This is a genomic window from Paenibacillus sp. FW101-FHT12H11 (genome assembly GCF_058790355.1).
This window is the reverse complement of record NZ_JBYTCO010000005.1, coordinates 168,826-191,147: the sequence shown is the minus strand read 5'-3', so window position 1 is coordinate 191,147 and position 22,322 is coordinate 168,826. Positions and strand designations below refer to the sequence as shown.

Below are 22,322 nucleotides of genomic sequence, written 5' to 3'. Positions count from 1 at the left end.
CGCCGTTTGTCCCTGCTGCGCCCGTTGCTCCTGTCGCACCGTTTGTCCCTGCTGCGCCCGTTGCTCCTGTCGCACCGTTTGTCCCTGCTGCGCCCGTTGCTCCTGTCGCACCGTTAGTTCCTGCTGCACCCGTTGCTCCTGTCGCACCGTTCGTTCCTGCTGCGCCCGTTGCACCGTTAGTCCCTGCTGCGCCCGTTGCACCCGTAGCGCCGTTAGTTCCTGCTGCGCCCGTTGCTCCTGTCGTGCCGTTTGTCCCTGCTGCGCCCGTTGCTCCTGTTGCACCGTTTGTCCCTGCTGCTCCCGTTGCTCCTGTCGCACCGTTTGTCCCCGCTACTCCCGTTGCTCCTGTCGCACCGTTTGTCCCCGCTGCTCCTGTTGCACCCGTTGCTCCGCTAGTCCCTGCTGCGCCCGTTGCACCCGTTGCTCCGCTAGTTCCTGCTGCACCCGTTGCACCGGTTGCGCCGTTAGTTCCTGCTGCGCCAGTAGCTCCTGTTGCACCTCTAGCCCCAGTTGCTCCGGCAACTCCTGCTGCGCCTGTTGCCCCTGTCGAACCGTTAGTCCCTGCTGCACCAGTAGCTCCTGTTGCACCGTTAGTCCCTGCTGTACCCGTAGCACCGGTTGCACCTCTAGCGCCAGTTGCACCAATAGTCCCAGTTGCGCCAGCTACTCCTGCTGCACCCGTAGCACCGGTTGCGCCAGTAGTCCCGGTTGCACCTGTAGTTCCTGCAGGTCCTGTAGCTCCTGTGTTATCTCCAAAGAGCTCAGAAGAAACAAGCCGATGCGCTGTTACTAATTCTCCTGTGGCCGATTTTCCCCAAACGGAAATTTGGATCTGCTTTGCCGCAGTACCTCCTGTTGTAAATACGAATTCGAAACTATCAAAATTAGCAAAGTAACTTCTTGTTACCTCTTGATTTGGTAATACATCCAATATATCAAGAACATATAATGTTCTTGTGCCGTCTAAAACATAACCTTGAATGACCACAGAAGCAGAATTGACGGTATCCCGATTATCAATAATGAGCGTTACTTGCTGAGTTGGTCTTACTCCGCTGACAGCACTATTTTCAATAGGCCCAGTCGACAAAATAGCCATATAATATAAAACCTCCTATTATTAAAGTTCAGATGTTACAAGCCGATGTGCTGTAACTAACTGTCCGGATGCATTTTTTCCCCATACGGAGACTCCAGTCTGATCTGCAGCGGTGCCTCTTGTTGTAAAAACGAATTCAAATTTATCGAAATTAGCAAAGTAATTTTTGATCAGCACTTGATTTGGAAAGACATCCAAAACATCAAGTACATATAACGTTCTTGTACCATTTAAGATATATCCTTGTATGATAAGAGATGCAGAATTAACAGTATCTCTATTATCTATTAATATTGTTATCTGTTGAGTGGACCTCGTACCACTAATAGCATTGTTTTCTATCGGACCGCTTGATAAGACAGCCATTTATGTTTTTCCCTCCTATTCATATGCTTGATATTTGCTCTAGTTTGCAAAATATATTTACTAGTTAGTAAATACTACTTCTAAAGTATGCAAGTTTTTAAGAGATGGCTTGGACTTAAAAGGTGCCACCTAATTATTTCCACAAAGTGGTAAATCCCAAAACAGCGCAAAAAAGCTGCCCGTTCTCGCGGCAGCCCTCTTGTTTCTGACTTTATTATTTTGCTACTTTGGTATATGTTTAATTATTACTCACTATTTCCCCTAAGACTAATCAAGCCATTTTATAACTGTATGCTGATATAGCGAATCGGCAAGAAACTCTTCAAATGAATCATAAAGCTTAACTATCCCTTTCATGCTTCCCTCGTACCATTCCAAGACCGGAGAATTGTCCCCTTTAGTTAAATCAAAAAATCTAATTTCATAGCCCTGATGAATGGAGAATACAAATGTGCCAGTTGGCAGCACGACCGGGTTATTATTCTCTCGCAATAATTCATTTGTCGCATCCTGAAGTTCTGTTAGCTGTGAGAATTGCATATCAGTTCCTTGAAACAATCTTCCCGAATAATGGCCGACTGCAAGTAAATATTGACGATAAGACTCGGGGAACCTGATTCCCATTTCTTGCTTCAGCAGCTTTATCTCTGTTTCGCTACACCCATCGAATGGACGGTCAGTATGCAATTCCTTCTCTTGCAGGAGCTTTAATAAATGTTCACTTCTCACTAACAAACCTACTTCCATAAGGAATGATCAAATATTTCTTACATCTTTATTCGTATTGGGAAGGAAGTGTAAGTAATCGAACATCACTACACATCCTTCACCAACTGGGCTCTGTGCAACCACACCAACTTTTAAACTTTGACTATTCTTCATTCCAAAATACCGCACTAATGCCCATTCATTACCATCAAGAGAATAATGAAAAGCGAAGCAATTCTCATATCGAGATACTCTTAAGAAAGGGTTCACATTCCCAACATAGTCACTGATACAATCATCCGAAATATCTTTCGTTACAACACTAACAATGGAAGGTCGGCCTCTAAAATCTTCATAACATAACTTGGCCCAGTTATTCTCATCTGACATGATCATAAGGCATGCGGAATCATTCCGCTCACGTATGTCTACGCTGACCCGACTGGTTAAAATGAAATTCTCATTTGTTGTCATATAAAGGAATGGAGCAGAATTTTTTCTTGTTTCCTCTGTTGGGTTATGGAAAAAGTCTGCTCGAGGTGGCGCAGTAATCATAAGTTCACTTTGTTTAGAAAATTCCCATTCATGTGGTTCATTCATCCATTGAAGGGAAGTAGGTAGACTTTTCCCTACACAGTTATTAAAAAGATCCATACCCAACCATCTCCATCCATCAAAATAATTGAAATAGCTTCTAACGTTGGCATTTATTTGTTTCGCTTAGACGGATGATCTCGTCAACGACGTGTGCAATCGATGCAGTGGCGTCAGTTATCATCCCGTTATTCGGAATGTCTTCTTTCGTGCGATGCAATCGCGCAATGATCGCCTTGATAAGCTAATTCTCGGTCACCATGAATGGCCTGGTAGCCGCACTGCTGCAATTCATTGCAGACCGAAGTTTTACCGGTTCCAGAAACGCCTTCAATCAGATAATTCCTAATGCCCATGGTTAGCTCCTTCGCAAGTATGGTCTGTGTAATTGTAGCACATATTGGGATTGGAAAGCGCTTTCCAATGCATTCAATTCGATTTCTTACTCTATGATACATGCGTGTTTTTTCATTAAAAAAGCCGCTTCGTATGAGCGGCCTAACATTCCGGACTTATTAAACCTACTTTCACTTCTGTAACGCCTTCTTTTTCCATAACGATTTCTTTTGCCTTTTGTATGATCTCCGACTCCACATCACTTTCGATGTCAATTTCAATTGACCCTTTGTGTATGTGTATCCCTTGATCAGGTTTGGTAAATTGATAATCAACCATGTATTTCATTCCTCTTGGACCTCCTAAAATTTGCTATTTTTCCATTATCGCATTCTAAACAATGAGAAGCAAACTGTAACATTAAACATTAGAAAAAGCGCCTACATTAGTCGCCTTTTTAGCTATTTAATTGCTATAAAAATCTGTAATTGTGTTTGCTCAGGATCTAAATTTCCGGCGTCATACAGCTCGTAATCTCCCGTATATGCCCTTACTTCCTTTGACTCCTTAAAATAAGCCCAGATGTTTCCCCACGCCTGTGCGACCACTTCATAAACTGGGCCCTTTTCTGTTGTAAATACCAAGTATTTACTCGCAGGCACTTCCACGGTATGAAACTTGTCCTCGTCTCGCAACTTATCGCCGCCTACTTCGTGTCCGATCAGAGTGGTGTATGCGCCTGAAGCATCACTTTCATAATTCGTATAGAGTGCATAGATCAGATGGGAATTGATTGTCGGGGTCTGTGAGGTGATTTGACTTTGAAAATACGTTTCCCACAGCTTCGGCAACTGCCGATTTGGACCCGCTTCCTCTGCGTTTGTTGTTCGCGCATGAACTCCTGTTAGTGTGATTGCTGGTTGCTCGGTTATATATGTACGCATAATTTCACCCTCATCTCCTTGTATTTATCATCATTATACAAGGAGAACGTGGACACCTATCTGTCCAGTTTCTGATATCGCTCTATAATTTTCCGTGCCCGATTCACCATTTCTTCAGCTACGCGACTCGGTGCTTCAACTCTGACATGTTCACCGTAACTCAGCAGCATGCTGTAAAGCCATTCATCTTCGGCGAAGCGTCCATTTACCTGTAAAGAACCATCGTCTTGACTTCTAACTTGTTCCGGATCGAAGGAATCCCCAACACGATGCCGAACTTTCGAATCGAATAGAAATGTCATGTCATGCAAATTCGTATTCGACCAATCTGGCTCCCACGCATAACCCTCTAGCGAAGGGGCTTGTTTTCTAACAAAAGTTTGCTCCAACACCCGCAGCTCTTGTATACGAGATAATCGAAACACTCGATATTCACTTCGAAGCGTGCAATAAGCCTGCACATACCACAGGTATCCTTTTAAAATTAAAACGGCAGGCTCTACAATTCGCTCGCTCTCCGTACCGTTCATGTTCAAGTACTTGAAACTTACTTTTCTTGAATGCTCAATCGCTTGCCTCAAGCTATTCACTTTATCCCTTGCTGTAGGTCCTTGCCCCCACGGATTGAAATCGAAAACAAGTCCCGCACCCTGCTCCTCCAGTTGAAGGCGATCTACACGACTGAGCAGCGCCTTTACCTTATCCAATAGAGTGCCAAACACGCGGTCATCCACGGCGGTATGTATCCCTTTTACCGCCGCGACGATGGCTTCAATTTCACTGAGCGTTAAGAATTGCCGAGCCATGGCGTAGGGTTCCATGATTTCAAATCCTCCTGATATGCCCTGTTGAGCCACAATCGGAATACCCGATTGATTCAGGGTCTCCATATCCCGATAGATCGTCTTCGTCGAAACTTCAAAACGGTCAGCCAATTCTTTGGCACTGACACGCCCGCGATTCAACAGCAGCACCGTCATGGCCAGCAAGCGGTCAATTTTCATACGAAAAGCTGATCTTACAAACCAATGTCACAGATTTCACACCTCACTAGACTATTATTTTTTCGCCTTTTTACCTACTGGAATACTCTGAGCAAAACGAAACACATTATAGGGGTCATACTTTCGTTTCACCTGCTTCAATCTGCCAAAGTTCGCACCGTAATACGCCTTGGGCCAGTTTTTAATCTGCAAATCGGGAAAATTCACATAATCCCCCTTAACAAAGGGACGTAACGCTCTGCGGAACCTTTCTACCCACTGGATATTCCGCTCTTGCTCACGGTTGTTCCTCCAACGTGCTGACAGTTCGTAAATGGTCTCAGCTTTTCGATGAGGATAGGCCGTTGCAGTGGGAGATACTCGACTCACTGCACTTCCTGTACCCCCTAAGCTTTGACTCCACACGGTAGCATGCCTGTTGGGTGCTTTGGATAAAAAGTCACGAATGATTCGGACCCCTTCACTTGGTAAAGGTTGAAACCCGTAGGCCCCGCTTATTTTAAATTTTGGTTCCAAATGTAAGTCCGATTCGGCAAAAAATTTGGTTGCTTCAATAAATGGTATCGTCTTCACCAGCACCTTCACCGGAGTGCCTGCCAGCAAAAGCGGTCTAATCAAACGGCGCAGCTCCTCGGTACCGCCAAGTAATTGGCCGGTAGATACAATAGTCCCTACCTGTTTGGCAGAAACCTCGAATGTAGAGGTTAAGCGGTTCGTGACGGACGGGGCCCAGCGCTGCCAAACTGGCAACACCTTCTCTAAATCACTCCATCTCCATGTGACACTAAATATTGACACCGTTGAAATGGGTCTAACCCGAAACGTATAGGCTGTAGCAATGCCAAAGTTTCCTCCCCCGCCGCCTCGTGATGCCCACAACAGATCGGCATGCTGCCTCCTGTTTGCCACAATGGTTTTTGCTCCATACCGCCCTGATGCTACGACCATCTTCACTTGTTTCAAATTATCGCACGTAAGTCCATATTTCCGGGACAAAAGTCCAATACCGCCTCCCAGTGTTAGCCCGGCTACACCTACGTCAGGCGCAGTACCAGCCGGCAATGCCACACGCTTACTCCACAGCTTTTTGTAGACTCGAGCAAGTGGATTGCCCGTTTGAACAATGGCCACCCTGTTTTTCCGGTCAACCTTAATTTTATCCATCTCGCTCACATCGATAATAATTCCGCCATTTACAGCCGAAAAAGCTTCATAGCTATGCCGACCGCTGCGCACTCTCAGTCGTACACCCCGCTCACGAGCCCATTTAACTGCGTTAGTCACATCCTGAGTTCGCCTGCAAAAAACAATGACCTTAGGAAATTTGGAAAAGCGTCTATTGAACTCCATTCTGGCTGCATGGTAAGTCGGATTGTCCGGAAGTACGACCCTTCCGGTTAATCGTGTACCTGCGTTTGTGCTGTTTTGGGCCATCTATTTTACACCATCCCTGTTCATGGCATATGCCTTTCTCATCAGCATATGTCTATGTAGGGACACCTGTCCTAGTAACGGCAAACGCCTTGTTTAAATCGTAAAAAATAATCAGGATGGCACAGTAATTTGTTCCGAAAAAATAAAAGATCCGCAATTTCTGCGGATGCTTATCTTTCTTTATAGATGGCTCTTGATTTGATCTATAAGTGCCCCATATTGTTCCTCAGTTAAAAGAAGATTTGCCGCTGGGTTCATTTCAAACATTTTTCCCCAGGTGTAACCATCTTTGTATTTCGGTACGATGTGAAAATGTACATGCGGCATTGTATCGCCAAATGCACCGTAGTTAATTTTATCCGGTTGGAACGCTTTTTCAATGGCTGCTGCCACTTGCGCTACATCGCGCATATAAGCGTCTTGCTTCTCCTGCGACAGATGAAAAAACTCCGTTTCATGCTCGTTTAGCGCGACAATACAGCGCCCTTGATACGTCTGTTCCTTAAACAAATACAAGGTTGATACGCGTAACTGGCCGATTTCAATCATAAGATTGTTCAGTGCTTCGTTTTTGCTGCAATAATTGCAAATTGAACTCATGTCTGACACTCCTGTTCGATAGAAATGGAATAATAGGATCAACGATATTATACCAATCAAATTTTCCCATGTATATAAAATCCATTTCTTTGATAGACTTGTCTACTGACATCATATTAATTCATTAAAATATTGTCGGTACCATTCCCCCATCCATTCGGATAGGCGAGCCCTTGAACGCGGAGGCATATGGGCTACAGATAAATGCGGCTAGCCGACCTATCTCCGTTGGTCTTATGAAGCGTTGGATTTCAGATTGCGGCAAGTTCTTCGCCATAAAATCCTTTTCTTTCGCTTCGAAGGTCATCTCTTCGTTCAAATACATGCTTTCGATGATCATTTGCACATTCTCGGAAAGGGTTGGCCCTGGCATGATTGTATTTACGGTGACTTCCGATCCTTTGGTCAGCTTAGACAAACTTTTGGATAACGAGAGGAGCATCGATTTGGTCACGGCGTAGTGAGGCATCAGTCCCGAAGGCATAATGGCTTCCTCACTCGCGATAAAGAGGACGCGTCCATCATCTACGCTCAACATGGAAGGCAGATAGAACTTCGTCAAACTGTTCGCGACAAGCACGTTCGTGCGGAAGTACTTTTCCCATTCGGCATCATTAATATCATCATAGGACATGATTTCGTAGATGCCCATATTATTGACCAGAATATCGACTTGAGGGAACTTCACGAATAAAGCTTCTCTTTGCTGCGCATCTACGAGATCGGCTGTCGCGCTTTTGGGCTGAGTATCAGGAAATTTTGCCTGAATCTCCCTCACGGTAAGTTCAACCTCTTCATTGCTCCTACCATTTATGAGAACATGAACGCCTTCTCTGGCAAGTTCCAAGGCGATCGCCTTACCGATTCCCTTTGTAGAACCCGTCACTAATGCCGTTTTATTTGTTAAACCCATATCCATCTGTCTACACTCCTTATGTTGAGGATACAGATAATGATAGCTGGATTCGACTATTCGGTAACTAGCGAAGAACGCCAATGTTCTTGCGCAAGGCGCCAATTAGCTGGAGTCTCCCCTTCCCACGAGCGGAATGCCCGGTAGAATGAGTTCTGATCTTCGTAGCCGACGAGAAAAGCGATTTCTTTGATCTCCAGTGACAGGTCTGCCAAATAGGATAGCGCCTGCTCATGCCTGGTTTGCACCAACAATTGCTTAAAGCTTGCTCCTTCTTCCGTCAAGCGCCGCTGCAAGGTGCGATCACTCATTCCCAGCTCTTTGGCAACGGTTTGAATGTCGATACTCCCGCGCGAAAGACAGCGTGACAGAATCCATTTCACTTTATTGCTGATCTTGCCTCTGCTCTGATGTTCATCCAAATGACGATCCAAGGTAGGCGTTAGTATATCCAGGAGTTCTTCATTATAAGAAATAAACGGACGCTCCAGATCACTAACGTACAGTGTAAGCCGGTTACCAGAAGCACCTACTCGAACAGAGCAGCCAAAAAAATCTTCGAGAACTTTCGAGTTTCCTATATCATGGACGAGCTCAACAAAATGAGCTTTGAGAGGGCGCCCGGTTCCTCGTCGTCCTAGTTCCAGAAGATAAGCTAGCGTAATGCCTACCAGTACAGGTGGTCCAGGCTCAACCGCATGCTGCCAACCCAGATCAACGACAACATGCTCTCCTTCTTGACGCAAAAACAATCTTTCTGGCGGGCACATTTGCTTATAACGAGACATTCGCATAAGAGCATCTCGGAAATCTCTGGCATGGAAGGTTGCTAAGGCGGCCGGCGGATATTGCGCTGTCTCGAATGATGTGGCCAAGTTGACGATTGCCGTGGCAGTATCGCCGACAAGTTCGGCATAAGCCTGCCAGATCGCATAGTATTGCGCCGTCGTAACGACCGGGTCGTTGATAACAGTCAGGGATAGACGGGCATGGCGCGCTACTTCTTGTGGGGATATCCCTAGTAAGCGCAAACTAGACCAGAACCCTGGCGCGAGCTTAACTCGATCGGTTGCTGAAATTTTCATAACAGTTGACCGAATACCACATGGAATGTAACAACAGTTCGACCACTCAACACCTCTTCGCAATAATAATTTTCTGACATATGCAGCCATACCTCCTACGATAAACTAGGGTTGAAATAATTGCCATTGCTTCTAAGCATCATTATGATGTTGCCAGTGGGTATCTACAAACCCTCGTTTTATAGACCATTCAGCAAGCATTTTTCTCTGACGAATCTCTAAATCCCTATAAGGGGCTGCTTCAATAGAAATTTTACTAAAACGATCTTGAAAATGCGGTCCTTCGATAAACTTTCTCATCGCTCCCATATCTCGATCGTTTGCAGCCCAAACAACCCGAGTAATACTGAAAGATAATAGAATTGTGCAACTGCACATCGGGCAAGGTTCGCATGTTGTGTATAAAGTATAACCTTTTTTAAGAAATTTCTTGGTCTCAGCATCAAGCATTTTTGCTCCAGCGTTCCTAATGGCATCGACCTCAGCGTGTGCGGTTGTATCTATATGCGTAAAGACCTTGTTATGTCCCCTGCTAATCATCTTACCGTCAGAATCCACGATAACTGCTCCAATCGGATAGGTACCTGCCTCTTCGGCTTTCTCAGCTTCAATAAATGCCTCCAATAAGTATTTTCGATCATCAAGCATGAGCTAGTCCCCTTTTGAAAATATTTGTATATAAACATTCCATATGAATCCAGCAATTCCTCTCTAACGTGGTAACGCAACTACGAGCAAAAAATAGCGTACAATCCATCAGGAAAAAATGAAAGGTGTGAAAAATGATGGGAAGGATAATGAAGATTGTTATTGCTGTGGGAATACTTCTCACAGGGCTAGCTTGGCGCGGGGAGCAAGCAAGTGCAATAAATACATTAATGACCAAAAACTTAGTCGTAATAAGCAATACAAATTTACTCGATGATTATAAAAACCCAGATTCAGTGGTTGGCTCCATTGCAGGTGTTCAGAATGTCGAAGTCGCATGTGGTTCATCTGAACAATTATGTGCGGCATATGTCACAGGCAAGAGCTATATTCTTGTGAAAACCTGGTTGGGTAATAAATGGATTGAAGATGACAGTCGAATTATCTACGGTAACTATGAGGAAAAGGATCAGGATATAACCGTTTTGGATGAAGTAAAGCTTTATGCACAACCAGTGGGTCTGGCATCCTACAATCAAGTTGATCAGCCGAAAGAAACCGGTCAAACACTACAACCACAGAAGCTACATACAACGGGCTCGATTCGCTATACACACAAATGGGTTGACAACGGAAGGGGCTTAGTTCTCGATTCTGGTAATTGGTATCGAATACCTAAGGATAATACGAATGATGAATGGTTATTGAATCCTCTTCTTTTAGAGAATACACAACCAACTGATACTCCAATTCTGTTGACAAAAGACGATATCCTATATGACACTCCTCATCTATCTCAAGAAAATGGAGAAAAAGTCCTATCAGGAGTCGTCCAACCGGATGTCTATTTTCTTATTCCCGGGATAGGTGGTGGCGTTTTGTGGTATAGAATTCCACAGAATGATGGAACCATGAAATGGGTTAGGAAAGAGAATGGATCCTCCCAATTTAGACAATTTAGTCCTTCGAATGAAACGGTGAAGCTGCGCACGGCCACCCGCTATTTTGACAATCGGGGTGTCTACGATCCCACTCTACAGGATTGGTTGCAGCCTGGGTCTTATCCCATAGATCAAGTCGATATGGACTGGGTGCATCTTCAAACGCCAGTAGGCTGGAAGTGGGTTAATCTTTCTAGAGCCCCGTTAGAACGCCCCAACGGCATTACGGAAACACAGGAAAGTGTCAAGCTGACTCCTGCTACAAAAACCTATTACTTCCCGTTGACAGGTGAAGTTTGTCAAAATACTGGTACTTTTCAGGAGCAAGAAGCGTTATCTTTTGAAAAGTGGGTTTCTCCCCAGGGTGTCAGTTGGTACCATATTTCAACTTACAGCGGCATCGTGTGGGTTTCTGACAGCAAGTAAAACAAAAAGCCGGCCATTACGGCCGGTTTCATGTTTCTTTCATATTTACAAAAAGTTTATTTCTTAAGCCAAGATAGTCTCAATTTTATTGAGTACATCCGATGAAAGCTCGATACCAGATGCCTTCGCATTTTCTTCTACCTGCTCTGGACGGCTTGCGCCCACGAGCGCACTCGCAACATTTGGCTGTCTCAAAATCCAAGCTAGGGCTAGTTGAGCTACAGTAATCCCCAGCTCCTTAGCGATAACATTGAGCTGTCCGACTTTAGCGATTTTCTCTTCTGTGATCCCGTTTCTCATACCTTCCAGTTTAGCCGCACGGCTATCTGCCGGAATTTCGGAGATTGATGTGTACTTCCCGCTGAGAAGACCCTGAGCCAGTGGCGAGAAAACGACTTGGCCGATGCCTTTCTGTTCACCGAGTGGGATTACTTCTTTTTCGATATAGCGGTTGAACATGTTATAGACCGGTTGACTGACGACGATGCGATCAAGTAAGTATTTATCAGCTACTGCCAGAGCTTCCGCCATTTGTGCAGCAGTCCACTCGCTGACTCCAGCATACAAAATTTTGCCTTGTCTCACCATATCATCGATCGTGCGAAGCGTTTCCTCTACAGGTGTTTCAGGATCGAAACGGTGGCAATAATAAATATCGACATAGTCCGTATTCAGACGCTTAAGGCTGGCATGTAATTGCTCGAAAACATGTTTACGAGATAATCCCCGGTCATTGGGACCCGTCCCCATAGGCCAAAACACTTTCGTTGCAAGTACATAAGAATCGCGGGAGTATCCGCTAAGCGCCTCTCCAACCACTTTCTCAGCTTCTCCGCGTTCATACACGTTAGCCGTATCGAAAAAGTTAATTCCGAGTTCATAGGCATTGTGAATTGAATCTACAGCATTTTTCTTTTCAACGTAACCGCCATATGTAAGCCAACTGCCTAAACTAATCTCACTAACCTTTAGTCCCGATTTACCTAATTTCCGGTATTTCATGTGCTCCATTCCCTCCATTTTGATCTGCGAACTTGTCTATCTAATGATAAAACACTAAGGATTCTTTTAAAAGTACTGAAATTTTATTTACATACTTTACGAGAGTATAGTAAGTTAACTCCTTGTATAATGATTGTGTTACACTAAATATGACAAACAAGGCTAGATGAACGATTCAGACCAAGGAGACAACTTACCAAATGAAGAAATGGTTCACCATCTGCATATATCTCGCGCTCATAATTACTGTCTATGTATTCAAGGATGAAATTTTGAACTGGATGCAGCACGGGAACGCACCCCTTCTGCTTATTTTTTTGGCCGCGCTCGGATTTATTATTGTGCCAGTCATACCCTATAAAATAGTTATCGGCATGCTAGGGTTTATGTACGGCCCCTTGATGGGTGCTTTGATTAGTTGGACTGCTGCTTCAATCGCTTCTGTCATTGTTTTTTGGCTTGCTCGCTACTTATTTCAAAAACAGGGCCGTGCTTACTTGACCAAATATGAAAAGCTGGAAAAGCTCCAAGCTGCGATTGAAAAAAATCCGTTCCTGACTATTTTATTAGCTCGACTAATCCCCGTTATCCCTCAGGCTGTCGTTAATGTCATTCCTGCCATTACTTCTGTTCCTGTCGTTACATTCGCCGTTGCTTCTGCATTGGGTAAAATACCTGCTATGCTTCTGTTTGCGTTCATTGGCAGCAATCTGTTTGCTGGCACCAGCAAGCTAGTTTTGTCGGTCGTCGTGTATATCTTTTTTTTGGCGTCCGTCTATATCGTTTACCGTGTCTGGCTTAAGAAACGATGGGTTTAATAAAAATTGGTCTCCATTAAAGCCTCCTTTATTTTTCGTCGCTTCTGTATTCCAAAATATCACCTGGCTGACAATCCAAAGTCTTACATATCGCTTCTAACGTTGAAAAACGAACAGCTTTTGCTTTCCCATTTTTCAGAATGGAGAGATTCGCCATCGTAATTCCGACTCTCTCCGCAAGCTCCGTTACACTCATTTTCCGTTTTGCTAACATCACATCAATATTGATGATTATCGCCATGTACATCACCTCAGATCGTTAAATCATTTTCTGATTTTATTTGGATTGCTTCCTGTAAAAGTCTTTGGAGAACAGCGGCAAAAACGGCGATCACGATAGAAGCGAAAATAATGACCCATCCCGTGACGGTGATAAATGGAGGATCAACTCTCCTCGCCATGAGATAGTAAAGCGGCATACCTAGAAGATACAAGCCACTGATTGTAATGGCGCAGTATTTTATTTTCTTTAGGCCCATTACGGATAATTCCGAGAACGCTTGGTTCTTATCAATATTGCTCAAAAGTTTAAAAGCTTGATACAAAGCAATGTAAAAAGGTACCGCTGCCGCGTACATATCGATTAATACGAGAGATTTCATATAAGTGATTTCTGGATATAACCCACCAGCAAAATCCCCGAACTTTGGCACTAAAAATATGCACAAAACAAGTATTGGAATTCCAATAACAATAACGGCCATCTTCAAAAAAAGTGTTGTTCCCCGTTTCATATAGAGCACCTCGCTAATTTATTCATAAAATGACTTTAACATATTATTTATTGTTTATCAATAAATTAATATCGTTTATTGCAACATTATTATTGTTAATTCAATCAAAAAAAAAAAAAAAACTGCACCTCCATTGTTAGTTGTATCTAACAAATGGGGTGCAGTACGGTATTAGCTGCGTTTTCTTTGTTCTTTTATTAAGCTAAAGGAGCATCCTCTGCAACCAGATGTTCATTCCTCATCTCTTCCCAGAACTCAGCAGGTATTTTTTCGTTAAGCGCCGCTTTATCTTCAACAATTCTATCTGGTTTACTAGCACCAGGAATAGCAGCCGCTACCGCTGGATTGGCTAAAGAAAACTGAAGGGCAGCTGCTTTAATGCTGATTCCATATCGATTTGTAAGACTTTTAATTTTTTCGACCTTAGCGATAATCTCAGGAGATGCTTTTTGATACTCAAAATGATTTCCTCCAGCTAAAATACCTGAGCTATATGGCCCACCTACGACTACTTCCATTCCCTCTTTCAAAGCATTAGGCATCAAGCGTTGCAGAGCTTTTTCATGGTCAAGTAATGTGTATCGGCCTGCCAGCAAACTAATGTCTGGTTTAGCCTCACCTAATTCGAGGGTAATTTCGATAGGTTCGACTCGATTTACACCAAGCCCCCAACCTTTAATTACCCCTTCCTCTTTTAATTTCGTCAAAGCTTTAAATGCACCTTTTCTAGCCGTCTCAAAATGGATAAGCCATTCATCGCCATAGAAGTCCTGTGCAATATCGTGAATGTAAACAATATCAAGTCGATCTGTATTTAATCTTTTTAAGCTTTGTTCAATGGAACGCAAAGTCCCATCCGCGGAATAGTCCACGATCATTTTATTTTTGTTCCCGAATTCAAACAGGCCACCTTTTTCACCAAGATCTCGAGCAGTGGGATCTTCAAGTTCGTCAGATATGATCCGGCCAATCTTTGTGCTTAGAACATATTCATCTCTATGATGATTTGCCAGCATTTTACCTAAACGAGTTTCAGCCAATCCTACACCATAGAAAGGAGCTGTATCAAAATAGCGAATTCCTTGTTCCCATGCAGCATCTAATGTTGCCATAACTTCTTCTTCAGGGATATTACGGAACATATTACCTAATGGAGCAGTACCAAATCCTAATTTATCTTTAAACAACTTACCCATCCTAATAATTCCTCCCGATGTATGTGAATTCGTGTATTCTACGATTATTGTTTAATGCCTGAGTGTTATTATAAGAGCATATAATTTTTTTGATAAGTACGTACTTTGGAGTGCTATAGATACTTATAAGTACCCATCTTTCTCTTTTTTGATTTATTGCAGCAGATTCAATCCCCACTGTACACATCGATTACTTTTATTTTCCCTAGTTTTCAACCTATGTATTCAAAAACAAACCACTTGCAAAGATAGCTGTCATTTACATTAATATATTGCTTCTCGTCTGTCTCAAATTAAACAACCTCAACAAAGGCTGCCGGACATGAATGTCGGCAGCCCTGTGCTAGATTTTATTAAATGCCTATTAGTTGTTCGCGTCTAGGCCCTACTGAAACATACTTTATTGGCACATTGATGGCAGATTCAATGAACGCGACGTATTGTTGAGCCGCGATAGGCAGCTCGTCGAAAGAGCGCGCTTTTGAAATATCGCATTTCCAACCCTTGTGCTGCTGCAAGATAGGTTTGGCCTTATCGATCTTGGCGCTTACTGGAAAATCCGCAGTTATCGTCCCATCCTGTAGTTCATATCCAACGCAAACGGGAATCTTATCCAAGTATCCAAGCACATCAAGATTCGTCAACGCGACTTCCGTCGCACCTTGTATCATACAGCCATAACGTGTAGCCACAACATCGAACCAACCAACCCGGCGAGGTCGACCCGTCGTTGCGCCAAACTCTCCCGCATCCCCTCCTAAACGTCGCAGTTCGTCCGCTTCTATTCCATCCAACTCGGATACAAACGGCCCTGTTCCCACACAGCTTGAATAAGATTTGACCACGGCCATGACCTTCTCAATAGCATAAGGAGGTAATCCAGCACCGACGGGAGCAAATCCCGCAAGCGTTGAAGATGACGTGGAATAAGGATAAATGCCATGATCTGGATCACGAAGTGCTCCGAGTTGGCCTTCTAATAATATTGACTCACCGTTCACATACGCATTGTGGAGCAAGGTAGTGGTATCGCAAACAAATGGACGGAGTTTCTCGCCTTGCTCTAATAATTCTGCTAGCAAACTCTCTGGTTGAATCGGTTCCCGCTTATATAAATTCTCAAGCAGGACATTTTTTGCCTCTAGGGATTGTTCTAATCGTAAAAGTAGCCTCTGTTTATCGTACAAATCCGAAACTTGAATTCCAAGCTTTGCATATTTATCCATGTAAAAGGGAGCAATCCCCCGTTTAGTCGATCCAAAGCTGCGAGCACCTAACCGTTCCTCTTCCAGCTCATCTAATAAACGGTGGATTGGAAGTACGATTTGCGCACGGTCCGATACGCGTAACCGAGCCTCAGGAACCCCTCTTTCAAGCAACTCTTCCCGCTCTCTAGTGAAAGCATCCACATCTAACGCAACTCCAGGACCAATCACATTCATCACATTTGGATAAAAAACTCCTGAAGGGAGCATATGTAGCGCAAATTTTCCGTAATTGTTAATAATCGTGTGCCCCGCGTTGCTTCCGCCTTGATATCGCACAACATAAGACGATTTTGCAGAAAGGACATCCGTCATTTTACCCTTTCCTTCATCTCCCCAATTTGCACCTACGATAGCCGTAACCGTCAAATTTCTCGCCTCCGTCACTTGTATTGGTCTACTTCAATGATTATAATTGGCGGTAAGAACATTAGTAAAATTGATATAAATAATACTTATCATAAACTGAGGTAATGGCTATGGAATTCAATATGGAATGGTATCGAGTATTCTATTGGACGGCTAAATTCGGCAGTTTGACGAAAGCCGCAGAAAGGCTTCACATCACTCAACCAGCGGTTAGTCACACACTGAAGCAATTAGAAGCGAGCCTTGGCGGATTGCTTTTTTTTCGAACTACCAAAGGCGTAACGTTAACAACCGAAGGTGAAGTGCTATTCAAATTCGTAGAACAAGCAATCCATTTTATAGAAATTGGGGAGAAAAAAATAGCTGAAATGCAAGAACTTATGTACGGAGAGATTAACATAGGGGCAAGCGACACACTCTGCAAGCATTATCTGCTAAGCCATTTGGAACAATTCCACAAAGAGTTCCCTGACATTAAGATTCGCGTTACCAATCGAACAACACCAGAAACAATCACACTTCTAAAAGAGGGGAAAATTGACTTTGGCATCGTGAATCTACCTACAAGTGATCCGAACATCAACTTCCGTATAAGCTCACCCCAACAAGACTGTCTTGTCGGAAATCACGATTATGCAGCGCTAGCGGAAAAGCCATTCCATCTGGAGGATCTTCATCAATACCCTTTGTTGCTCCTTGAACCGGGAGGCAGTACACGAAATTTTCTTGATGAGTTTGCCTTATCTCACGGTGTACGTCTGAAGCCGGAATTTGAATTAGGCAGCCTTGATCTTCTTGTACAGTTTGCACAAAGCGGTTTTGGCCTTACTTTTATTGTGCGCAATTATGTAACGGAGGAATTATCTTCAGGCAAACTGGTTGAAATACCTCTGACCCCTCCAGTTCCGGAGCGCCACGTTGGAATTGCTACACTTAAGGGCGTGCCGCTTTCAGCAGCTTCAAAACGTCTTCTTGAATTTTTACCGTAAAACAAACTAATCTCTTAATAAACAAAGCAGGTCGCTATTGCGCCTGCTTTGTTCTGCGTTAACGCAATCTTTGTCTCTCTCCTCCATTACTTGCGCTGAAGCAGCAACCGCCAGCTGTCGGAACGACTCAAAGATCTGGTGTTATTGGCCATATTTACAGCGCTAATAAGCAAGAAGATCGTCACTTCCGATCCACTTGTATTGTTAACCAGCACTTTATTTGGACTTAAGTCGCCAGCCCCGCCTCTTGCGATAAATACGCCTGGAGAGGGCTCAGCCTCAATTTTGATAGCAAAGGCTTCGTTATTAAACAAAAAATTCAGGTTCTTCAAAATGAGCTTTTGGCGATTTTTTACTCGAATCACGATCTGCTGAAGGAGTACCGTTTTTCGGGCTCCCAATGCAATTGGAGCTTTTCCACCTACGATTCCGTTTAGTTGAATCAATATTTTCACCCCCAAGGAACTTGTACTTTAACATATTCAGTAAGTTCTCTTAAGGGAGGGCTTTTGACGGAACAACTTAAAAAAACAGTACCCAAGTAAGCCTCCAGAAGTATTCAGGATGATATCATCGACATCAAAATTCCCAATGGAAAAAAGACCTGTAGAAGTTCCAAGAGTAAGACAATAACAAAAGAAAGATCCCAAACGGCATGAATGCCAATATATTTCCAACCAAATTGATGACTTCATGACTTGTCGGACTTAGTGCGGTAATAAAATTTTCTTTAAGAGCAGATTCCGGCGCGGCAAGCTGATTTTTTATTTTTCAGTTCCGCATTCCTGGTCTTGTCATCACCCTCACGAAGTGATATTCTATAAACAACCAATCATCCTACGTTTAAGAGGAGCGGACATTATGTTGAATAAAACTAACCGCCTGTCACTTGCCGAGCAGGCATCCATGCAAATTGAACAATTAATTGAAAGTGGTGTGTGGCAGGTTGGGATGAAGATTCCTACTGAGCCTGAGCTCATGGAAGAGCTGCAGGTCAGTCGCAATACGTTAAGAGAAGCTATGCGCGCATTAACTCATGCAGGATTATTAAAGACAAGGCAAGGTGATGGAACTTACGTATCCTCATCAAGTGCTCTTGGCCCTGTTTTAAAGAAACGAATTCAAAGGAGTGATATATTGCAGACGCTAGAGGTTCGCCATGCGTTAGAGCGTGAAGCGGCCATTTTAGCTGCAACGCGGCGAACAGAACAAGATTTGGAGAAAATTCAGCAGCACATAGAGTCTTGCAAGCTTGCCGTACATAGCCGCGACCACGCAGCTTATGCCATAGCAGACATTGCATTCCACCGCTCGATCATCGCGGCTTCCCATAACCCTTTACTTATGGAACTTTATAACCATATGACCGAAGGCGTTCGCGAAACCATTTCGGATGTTATGGAATTAAGCTCTCATAGTTATTATTTGCAAAATCATGAAATGCTTTTATTTGCTATCCAACAAAATGACAGTTCACAAGCTGCGGAAACCGTACGAATCTACATCGAACATTCCAAAGAACATTTTCAGCAACAGAGAGGTTAAAACAAAATGAAACACTTACAAGCATCAACGCATATCAAGAATTCTACAAACTTGACACTAGGATGGTTAGTTGTCCTTGGCATTATTCTAGTCGCTGCCAATCAGCGGGCGCCAATTACTTCGGTTGGTCCTCTAATCAGCTATATTCGGGAATCAACGGGAATTTCAAATACGGTTGCGGGTATGCTGACGACAGTCCCTTTACTCGCATTTGCTTTCATGTCGCCTTTCGCTCCCAAACTCGCAAGGCGTTATGGCATGGAGCGTGTCGTTTTTAGTGCATTGGTCGTCCTGTTCCTAGGAACGGTATGCCGCTCACTTCACGGCGCCGGAACCTTATTTGCAGGAACAATCTTGATTGGACTTGCCATTTCCGTCTGCAATGTGCTTATACCCAGTCTCGTAAAAAGGGATTTCTCCCATCAAGTTGGGTTAATGACAGGCGTTTACTCCGTTTCTATGAATCTGTGCGGAGCACTGGCATCCGGAATCAGCATTCCCCTCGCACGTGATGCGGGCTTCGGCTGGCAAGGTGCTTTAATTTGTTGGTGCATGCTGACAATCCTGGCCATGATTAGCTGGTTCCCCCGACTGCGCAACACCAAACCAGCGATTGCTGAAGTTTCTACTGTTGCCAATGATAAAAGGCCGAGTTTGTGGCATTCTAAACTTGCATGGCAAGTAACAGCATTCATGGGTTTGCAATCGATCATTTTTTACATGTTAGCTGCTTGGCTTCCGGAAATATTGGTCAGCCGAGGGATGTCGGAAAGTGCAGGCGGTTGGATGCTCTCTCTTCTTCAATTTTCCATGCTGCCGTTCACGCTCCTTGTACCAATCATCGCAGGCCGCATGCGCAACCAGAGACCACTGGTCCTATTAACGGCTGTTCTTTATCTGCTTGGTATAGGTGGCATGTTTATGAACACCAATGCACTAGTACCACTGTGTGCGGTCATTATTGGCATTGCCGGTGCATTTTCATTTACCTTAGCTATGATTTTCTTCAGTCTACGAACTCGCACCGTTCAAGAAGCAGCGGAACTGTCTGGTATGGCTCAGACCGTTGGTTATATCATGGCCGCCATTGGCCCAATGCTGTTCGGTTTGCTGCATGACATGACCGGGACTTGGGATCTACCATTAACTTTACTAATTGCCGCAAGCTTTTTAGTATTTGTATTTGGTATGGGGGCAGCCCGTAACCGCTTTGTAAATTCACAGGAGTCTGAACAGGTACAAGTCTAAACAAAAATGGCAGCCGATCGAACGATCAGCTGCCATTTCCATATCTTGCGCTTTTTCCTCAAGCCACTATCAAAAAACAAGGGATTTCTATGTACTTTTGAAAAGCATCGGCCAAAGCGCCAGCCCCATCTATTGCCAGTGATCCACCCATGCCAGCAGCCGGAGACGCGCAGAAACCAGCATCACCGACTAGCGCTATCCTGCCTTTTGTCCAGGATGGCATTTTCATTTGGCACAGCTTGTCAAAGTAAAAAGTTTTTGAGTTCTTCACTTCTTCCAGCAATTCAGGTGTTCGCCAGCCTAGTCCAGAAAACTGATCCAAAATGATATTCCGCTGCTGTTCTTCATTTCTGTAGTCGTAAGGGATTTCTTTATCTGAAGAAAAGCAGAGAACAATATCGGTTTTATTGTTGTAGGCGTTCAGCATGATCGCCTTGCCAGGCTCGTTGTACATCTGAGTCGTATTCTCTCGGATCAACAAGCTATTCACGATCGTAATTGAGAAATAAGTTTTAAGGAAATGCGAAAATTCAGCCTCTTCTCCGAAGCACAATTTTCTAACGATCGAATGAATACCATCGCAGCCGAATATTAGGTCAAACGAGCGGTTTTGGCCCGATTTGAAAGCAACGTTGACCCCACCATTTTCTTCTTTCAACGACACAATACTATCGCTGAAAATAAACTCGACATCCTCTTTTACAGCCTCGAACATGATATTCAGCAAAACATCTCGCTCAATCTCATATTCATCTTCTGCATGCTCCTCACGTAATTCCTTTCTTTCAGTGACATCATCTGAATTTTTAAATTCCATCAATTCCATGTTTATATGATTCAACTTGATTTGGTCGAGCAGCCCCATTCGTTTTACAATATCGACGGTATTTTTGCCGATATTTACTGGCGTGCCGCCTTTTTTAAGACCTTTAGAAATCTCAACAACGGTGACCTTGTAACCCATTTTATTCATCCAATAGGCTGTGGAGAGGCCAGCGAAACTAGCTCCACTAACTAAGATCGTTTTTTCCATCATAGTTCCTCCTGTAATCCTCAATATGATTAATGACTTTTGTATAGAATAAATTAGCTTTATAAACTGAATATATACAACTACTCCAGAGCCAGCGTTGATAGTCAGGAAGGAACAAAAGGCAACCAATCCACTTGAACTGGCTGCCTTTTCATGTAGTTTATTAAATCCTCGTTCCTTGTTACGCAAAATTAAGGTTTTAATCTTGAGTAAGGTAGATTTAGAAGCGTAGGTACTTCTTCAGGAAAATTTGTAAGACTTAAATTGAAATTGTATTCATTTATTTTAAAATGAAGCAGACCATCTTCTTTGTTTTCATCAAAATGTATAGATTTTGTAGATAAGTTTGCTTTGACCTTATTCATAAAATCGGAGCTACTTACCCCGAAAACTACTTTCATCGTTGGGGGTAAGGCAGTCATTGCCATTGGAATCCATTTACGTTTTTTAGAAGGAATAATCACATGTGATGTTCCACCAATAGCAAAAGTAAAGTTATCAGATATCTTATCAAGTTTGAAATTAAAAATATCAACTAATAACTTCCTAAAATCAATTACACTATCAACGGGAAACCCGATCTCTCTAAGATACAAAATTTTCAACTCACCAAAAGGAGGTAGTATTCCTTCCTTAATGTAATGATGCGTAATTATTTCTAATAAATTGCCGTCTCCATCTCTGAAATAAACATTCATTCCCGTTTCGAATTCGTCTACAATTCTGCCATCCGGCCATTTCAAAAGGGTAACAGCCCCAGCACTTTGGAGCCAGTTTACTATGTTTTTGAATTCAGAAAAAGGTACTTCGAAGGCAAAATGGGCTGGAGCTAGAGATTCATCGGCTTCTATAAAAGACAAAGTAAAGTATTCCGTCGGTTGGAAACTTATTTCATGATCAGATTCGTAAACAATAGGGAAACGCAACTGGCCTTGATAAAATTGTTTAACGCCTTGCACAGAAACTGTATTTAATTGAAGTTGTGAGAAGTGAGTTATCATGGAATCGACCCCTCTTTCTGATTT

General features: G+C 43.4%; 26 protein-coding genes and 1 pseudogene. 5 read left to right on the top strand and 22 right to left on the bottom strand.

All coding sequences use genetic code 11. The annotated features are described in order from the left end of the window. The 13 genes and pseudogenes from AC3WTJ_RS17590 to AC3WTJ_RS17530 form a co-directional block, all read right to left on the bottom strand. Nucleotides 1-1,099, bottom strand: a pseudogene (locus AC3WTJ_RS17590) (collagen-like triple helix repeat-containing protein); the annotation flags it as partial. A gap of 21 nt (nt 1,100-1,120) precedes the next feature. Further along, nucleotides 1,121-1,465 (bottom strand): hypothetical protein, encoded by a 345-nt coding sequence (locus AC3WTJ_RS17585; protein ID WP_492522885.1) that lies wholly within the window; start codon nt 1,463-1,465, stop codon nt 1,121-1,123. Between the two features lie 267 nt (nt 1,466-1,732). Next, nucleotides 1,733-2,194: an SMI1/KNR4 family protein gene (locus AC3WTJ_RS17580; RefSeq protein WP_492522884.1), complete on the bottom strand. Its 462-nt coding sequence runs from the start codon at nt 2,192-2,194 to the stop codon at nt 1,733-1,735. A 27-nt stretch (nt 2,195-2,221) separates the two neighbouring features. Beyond that, on the bottom strand, nt 2,222-2,827 hold the full coding sequence (locus AC3WTJ_RS17575) for a DUF1349 domain-containing protein (protein WP_492522883.1): 606 nt from the start codon (nt 2,825-2,827) through the stop codon (nt 2,222-2,224). Nucleotides 2,828-2,955: 128 nt separating this feature from the next. Continuing rightward, nucleotides 2,956-3,123, bottom strand: a complete 168-nt coding sequence (locus tag AC3WTJ_RS17570) for a hypothetical protein (protein WP_492522882.1) — start codon at nt 3,121-3,123, stop codon at nt 2,956-2,958. Between the two features lie 142 nt (nt 3,124-3,265). Then, nucleotides 3,266-3,451, bottom strand: a complete 186-nt coding sequence (locus tag AC3WTJ_RS17565; RefSeq protein ID WP_127456981.1) for a hypothetical protein — start codon at nt 3,449-3,451, stop codon at nt 3,266-3,268. A 113-nt stretch (nt 3,452-3,564) separates the two neighbouring features. Beyond that, nucleotides 3,565-4,047 carry a GyrI-like domain-containing protein gene (locus AC3WTJ_RS17560; RefSeq protein WP_492522881.1) on the bottom strand — a complete coding sequence of 161 codons (483 nt, stop codon included), beginning with the start codon at nt 4,045-4,047 and terminating at the stop codon, nt 3,565-3,567. Nucleotides 4,048-4,103: 56 nt separating this feature from the next. After that, on the bottom strand, nt 4,104-5,051 hold the full coding sequence (locus AC3WTJ_RS17555; RefSeq protein WP_492522880.1) for a helix-turn-helix transcriptional regulator: 948 nt from the start codon (nt 5,049-5,051) through the stop codon (nt 4,104-4,106). A gap of 54 nt (nt 5,052-5,105) precedes the next feature. After that, nucleotides 5,106-6,485 (bottom strand): FAD-binding oxidoreductase, encoded by a 1,380-nt coding sequence (locus AC3WTJ_RS17550; RefSeq protein WP_492522879.1) that lies wholly within the window; start codon nt 6,483-6,485, stop codon nt 5,106-5,108. A 180-nt stretch (nt 6,486-6,665) separates the two neighbouring features. Continuing rightward, on the bottom strand, nt 6,666-7,085 hold the full coding sequence (locus AC3WTJ_RS17545) for an HIT family protein (RefSeq protein WP_157320442.1): 420 nt from the start codon (nt 7,083-7,085) through the stop codon (nt 6,666-6,668). Nucleotides 7,086-7,209: 124 nt separating this feature from the next. Next, complete coding sequence (locus tag AC3WTJ_RS17540) at nt 7,210-8,004, bottom strand: SDR family NAD(P)-dependent oxidoreductase (RefSeq protein ID WP_492522878.1); 795 nt, start codon at nt 8,002-8,004, stop codon at nt 7,210-7,212. A gap of 50 nt (nt 8,005-8,054) precedes the next feature. After that, nucleotides 8,055-9,083, bottom strand: a complete 1,029-nt coding sequence (locus tag AC3WTJ_RS17535; RefSeq protein WP_492522877.1) for a helix-turn-helix transcriptional regulator — start codon at nt 9,081-9,083, stop codon at nt 8,055-8,057. A gap of 132 nt (nt 9,084-9,215) precedes the next feature. After that, nucleotides 9,216-9,731 carry a nucleoside deaminase gene (locus AC3WTJ_RS17530; protein WP_492522876.1) on the bottom strand — a complete coding sequence of 172 codons (516 nt, stop codon included), beginning with the start codon at nt 9,729-9,731 and terminating at the stop codon, nt 9,216-9,218. A 149-nt stretch (nt 9,732-9,880) separates the two neighbouring features. Between AC3WTJ_RS17530 and AC3WTJ_RS17525 the strand changes: the two genes are divergently transcribed. Beyond that, nucleotides 9,881-11,098, top strand: a complete 1,218-nt coding sequence (locus tag AC3WTJ_RS17525) for a hypothetical protein (RefSeq protein ID WP_492522875.1) — start codon at nt 9,881-9,883, stop codon at nt 11,096-11,098. A 63-nt stretch (nt 11,099-11,161) separates the two neighbouring features. On the opposite strand, the gene AC3WTJ_RS17520 is transcribed toward AC3WTJ_RS17525, so the two are convergent. After that, nucleotides 11,162-12,100: an aldo/keto reductase family protein gene (locus AC3WTJ_RS17520; protein ID WP_492522874.1), complete on the bottom strand. Its 939-nt coding sequence runs from the start codon at nt 12,098-12,100 to the stop codon at nt 11,162-11,164. A 200-nt stretch (nt 12,101-12,300) separates the two neighbouring features. Here AC3WTJ_RS17520 and AC3WTJ_RS17515 point away from each other — a divergent pair, with 200 nt between their 5' ends. Then, complete coding sequence (locus tag AC3WTJ_RS17515) at nt 12,301-12,918, top strand: TVP38/TMEM64 family protein (RefSeq protein ID WP_492522873.1); 618 nt, start codon at nt 12,301-12,303, stop codon at nt 12,916-12,918. Nucleotides 12,919-12,946: 28 nt separating this feature from the next. On the opposite strand, the gene AC3WTJ_RS17510 is transcribed toward AC3WTJ_RS17515, so the two are convergent. The 4 genes from AC3WTJ_RS17510 to AC3WTJ_RS17495 all read right to left on the bottom strand — a co-directional run bounded on the left by AC3WTJ_RS17510 (nt 12,947) and on the right by AC3WTJ_RS17495 (nt 16,482). Continuing rightward, nucleotides 12,947-13,159, bottom strand: a complete 213-nt coding sequence (locus tag AC3WTJ_RS17510) for a helix-turn-helix domain-containing protein (protein ID WP_407867383.1) — start codon at nt 13,157-13,159, stop codon at nt 12,947-12,949. A gap of 10 nt (nt 13,160-13,169) precedes the next feature. Beyond that, on the bottom strand, nt 13,170-13,652 hold the full coding sequence (locus tag AC3WTJ_RS17505; RefSeq protein WP_492522872.1) for a DUF2975 domain-containing protein: 483 nt from the start codon (nt 13,650-13,652) through the stop codon (nt 13,170-13,172). Nucleotides 13,653-13,849: 197 nt separating this feature from the next. Then, a complete protein-coding gene (locus tag AC3WTJ_RS17500) occupies nt 13,850-14,848 on the bottom strand; it encodes an aldo/keto reductase (RefSeq protein WP_492522871.1) in 999 nt (332 codons plus the stop codon). 353 nt (nt 14,849-15,201) lie between these two features. After that, complete coding sequence (locus AC3WTJ_RS17495) at nt 15,202-16,482, bottom strand: adenylosuccinate synthase (protein ID WP_492522870.1); 1,281 nt, start codon at nt 16,480-16,482, stop codon at nt 15,202-15,204. 110 nt (nt 16,483-16,592) lie between these two features. On the opposite strand from AC3WTJ_RS17495, the gene AC3WTJ_RS17490 reads away from it, so the two are divergent. After that, entirely contained in the window at nt 16,593-17,471 is an 879-nt protein-coding gene (locus AC3WTJ_RS17490; protein WP_492522869.1) for a LysR family transcriptional regulator, read from the top strand. A gap of 86 nt (nt 17,472-17,557) precedes the next feature. Here the strand turns inward: AC3WTJ_RS17490 and AC3WTJ_RS17485 are convergent, their stop codons facing one another. Next, the gene (locus AC3WTJ_RS17485; RefSeq protein WP_492522868.1) at nt 17,558-17,917 is read right to left on the bottom strand and encodes a hypothetical protein; all 360 of its coding nucleotides are present in this window, start codon (nt 17,915-17,917) and stop codon (nt 17,558-17,560) included. Between the two features lie 36 nt (nt 17,918-17,953). After that, nucleotides 17,954-18,166, bottom strand: coding sequence for a VanZ family protein (locus tag AC3WTJ_RS17480; protein ID WP_492522867.1), 213 nt, complete (start codon nt 18,164-18,166; stop codon nt 17,954-17,956). Between the two features lie 166 nt (nt 18,167-18,332). Here AC3WTJ_RS17480 and AC3WTJ_RS17475 point away from each other — a divergent pair, with 166 nt between their 5' ends. Continuing rightward, the gene (locus AC3WTJ_RS17475) at nt 18,333-19,016 is read left to right on the top strand and encodes a FadR/GntR family transcriptional regulator (RefSeq protein WP_492522866.1); all 684 of its coding nucleotides are present in this window, start codon (nt 18,333-18,335) and stop codon (nt 19,014-19,016) included. Nucleotides 19,017-19,022: 6 nt separating this feature from the next. Next, a complete protein-coding gene (locus tag AC3WTJ_RS17470; RefSeq protein WP_492522865.1) occupies nt 19,023-20,264 on the top strand; it encodes a CynX/NimT family MFS transporter in 1,242 nt (413 codons plus the stop codon). Between the two features lie 58 nt (nt 20,265-20,322). Here the strand turns inward: AC3WTJ_RS17470 and AC3WTJ_RS17465 are convergent, their stop codons facing one another. Both AC3WTJ_RS17465 and AC3WTJ_RS17460 read right to left on the bottom strand, forming a co-directional pair. Then, entirely contained in the window at nt 20,323-21,297 is a 975-nt protein-coding gene (locus AC3WTJ_RS17465) for an FAD-dependent monooxygenase (protein WP_492522864.1), read from the bottom strand. A 191-nt stretch (nt 21,298-21,488) separates the two neighbouring features. Then, nucleotides 21,489-22,298: a VOC family protein gene (locus AC3WTJ_RS17460; RefSeq protein WP_492522863.1), complete on the bottom strand. Its 810-nt coding sequence runs from the start codon at nt 22,296-22,298 to the stop codon at nt 21,489-21,491. Nucleotides 22,299-22,322: the final 24 nt, after the last annotated feature.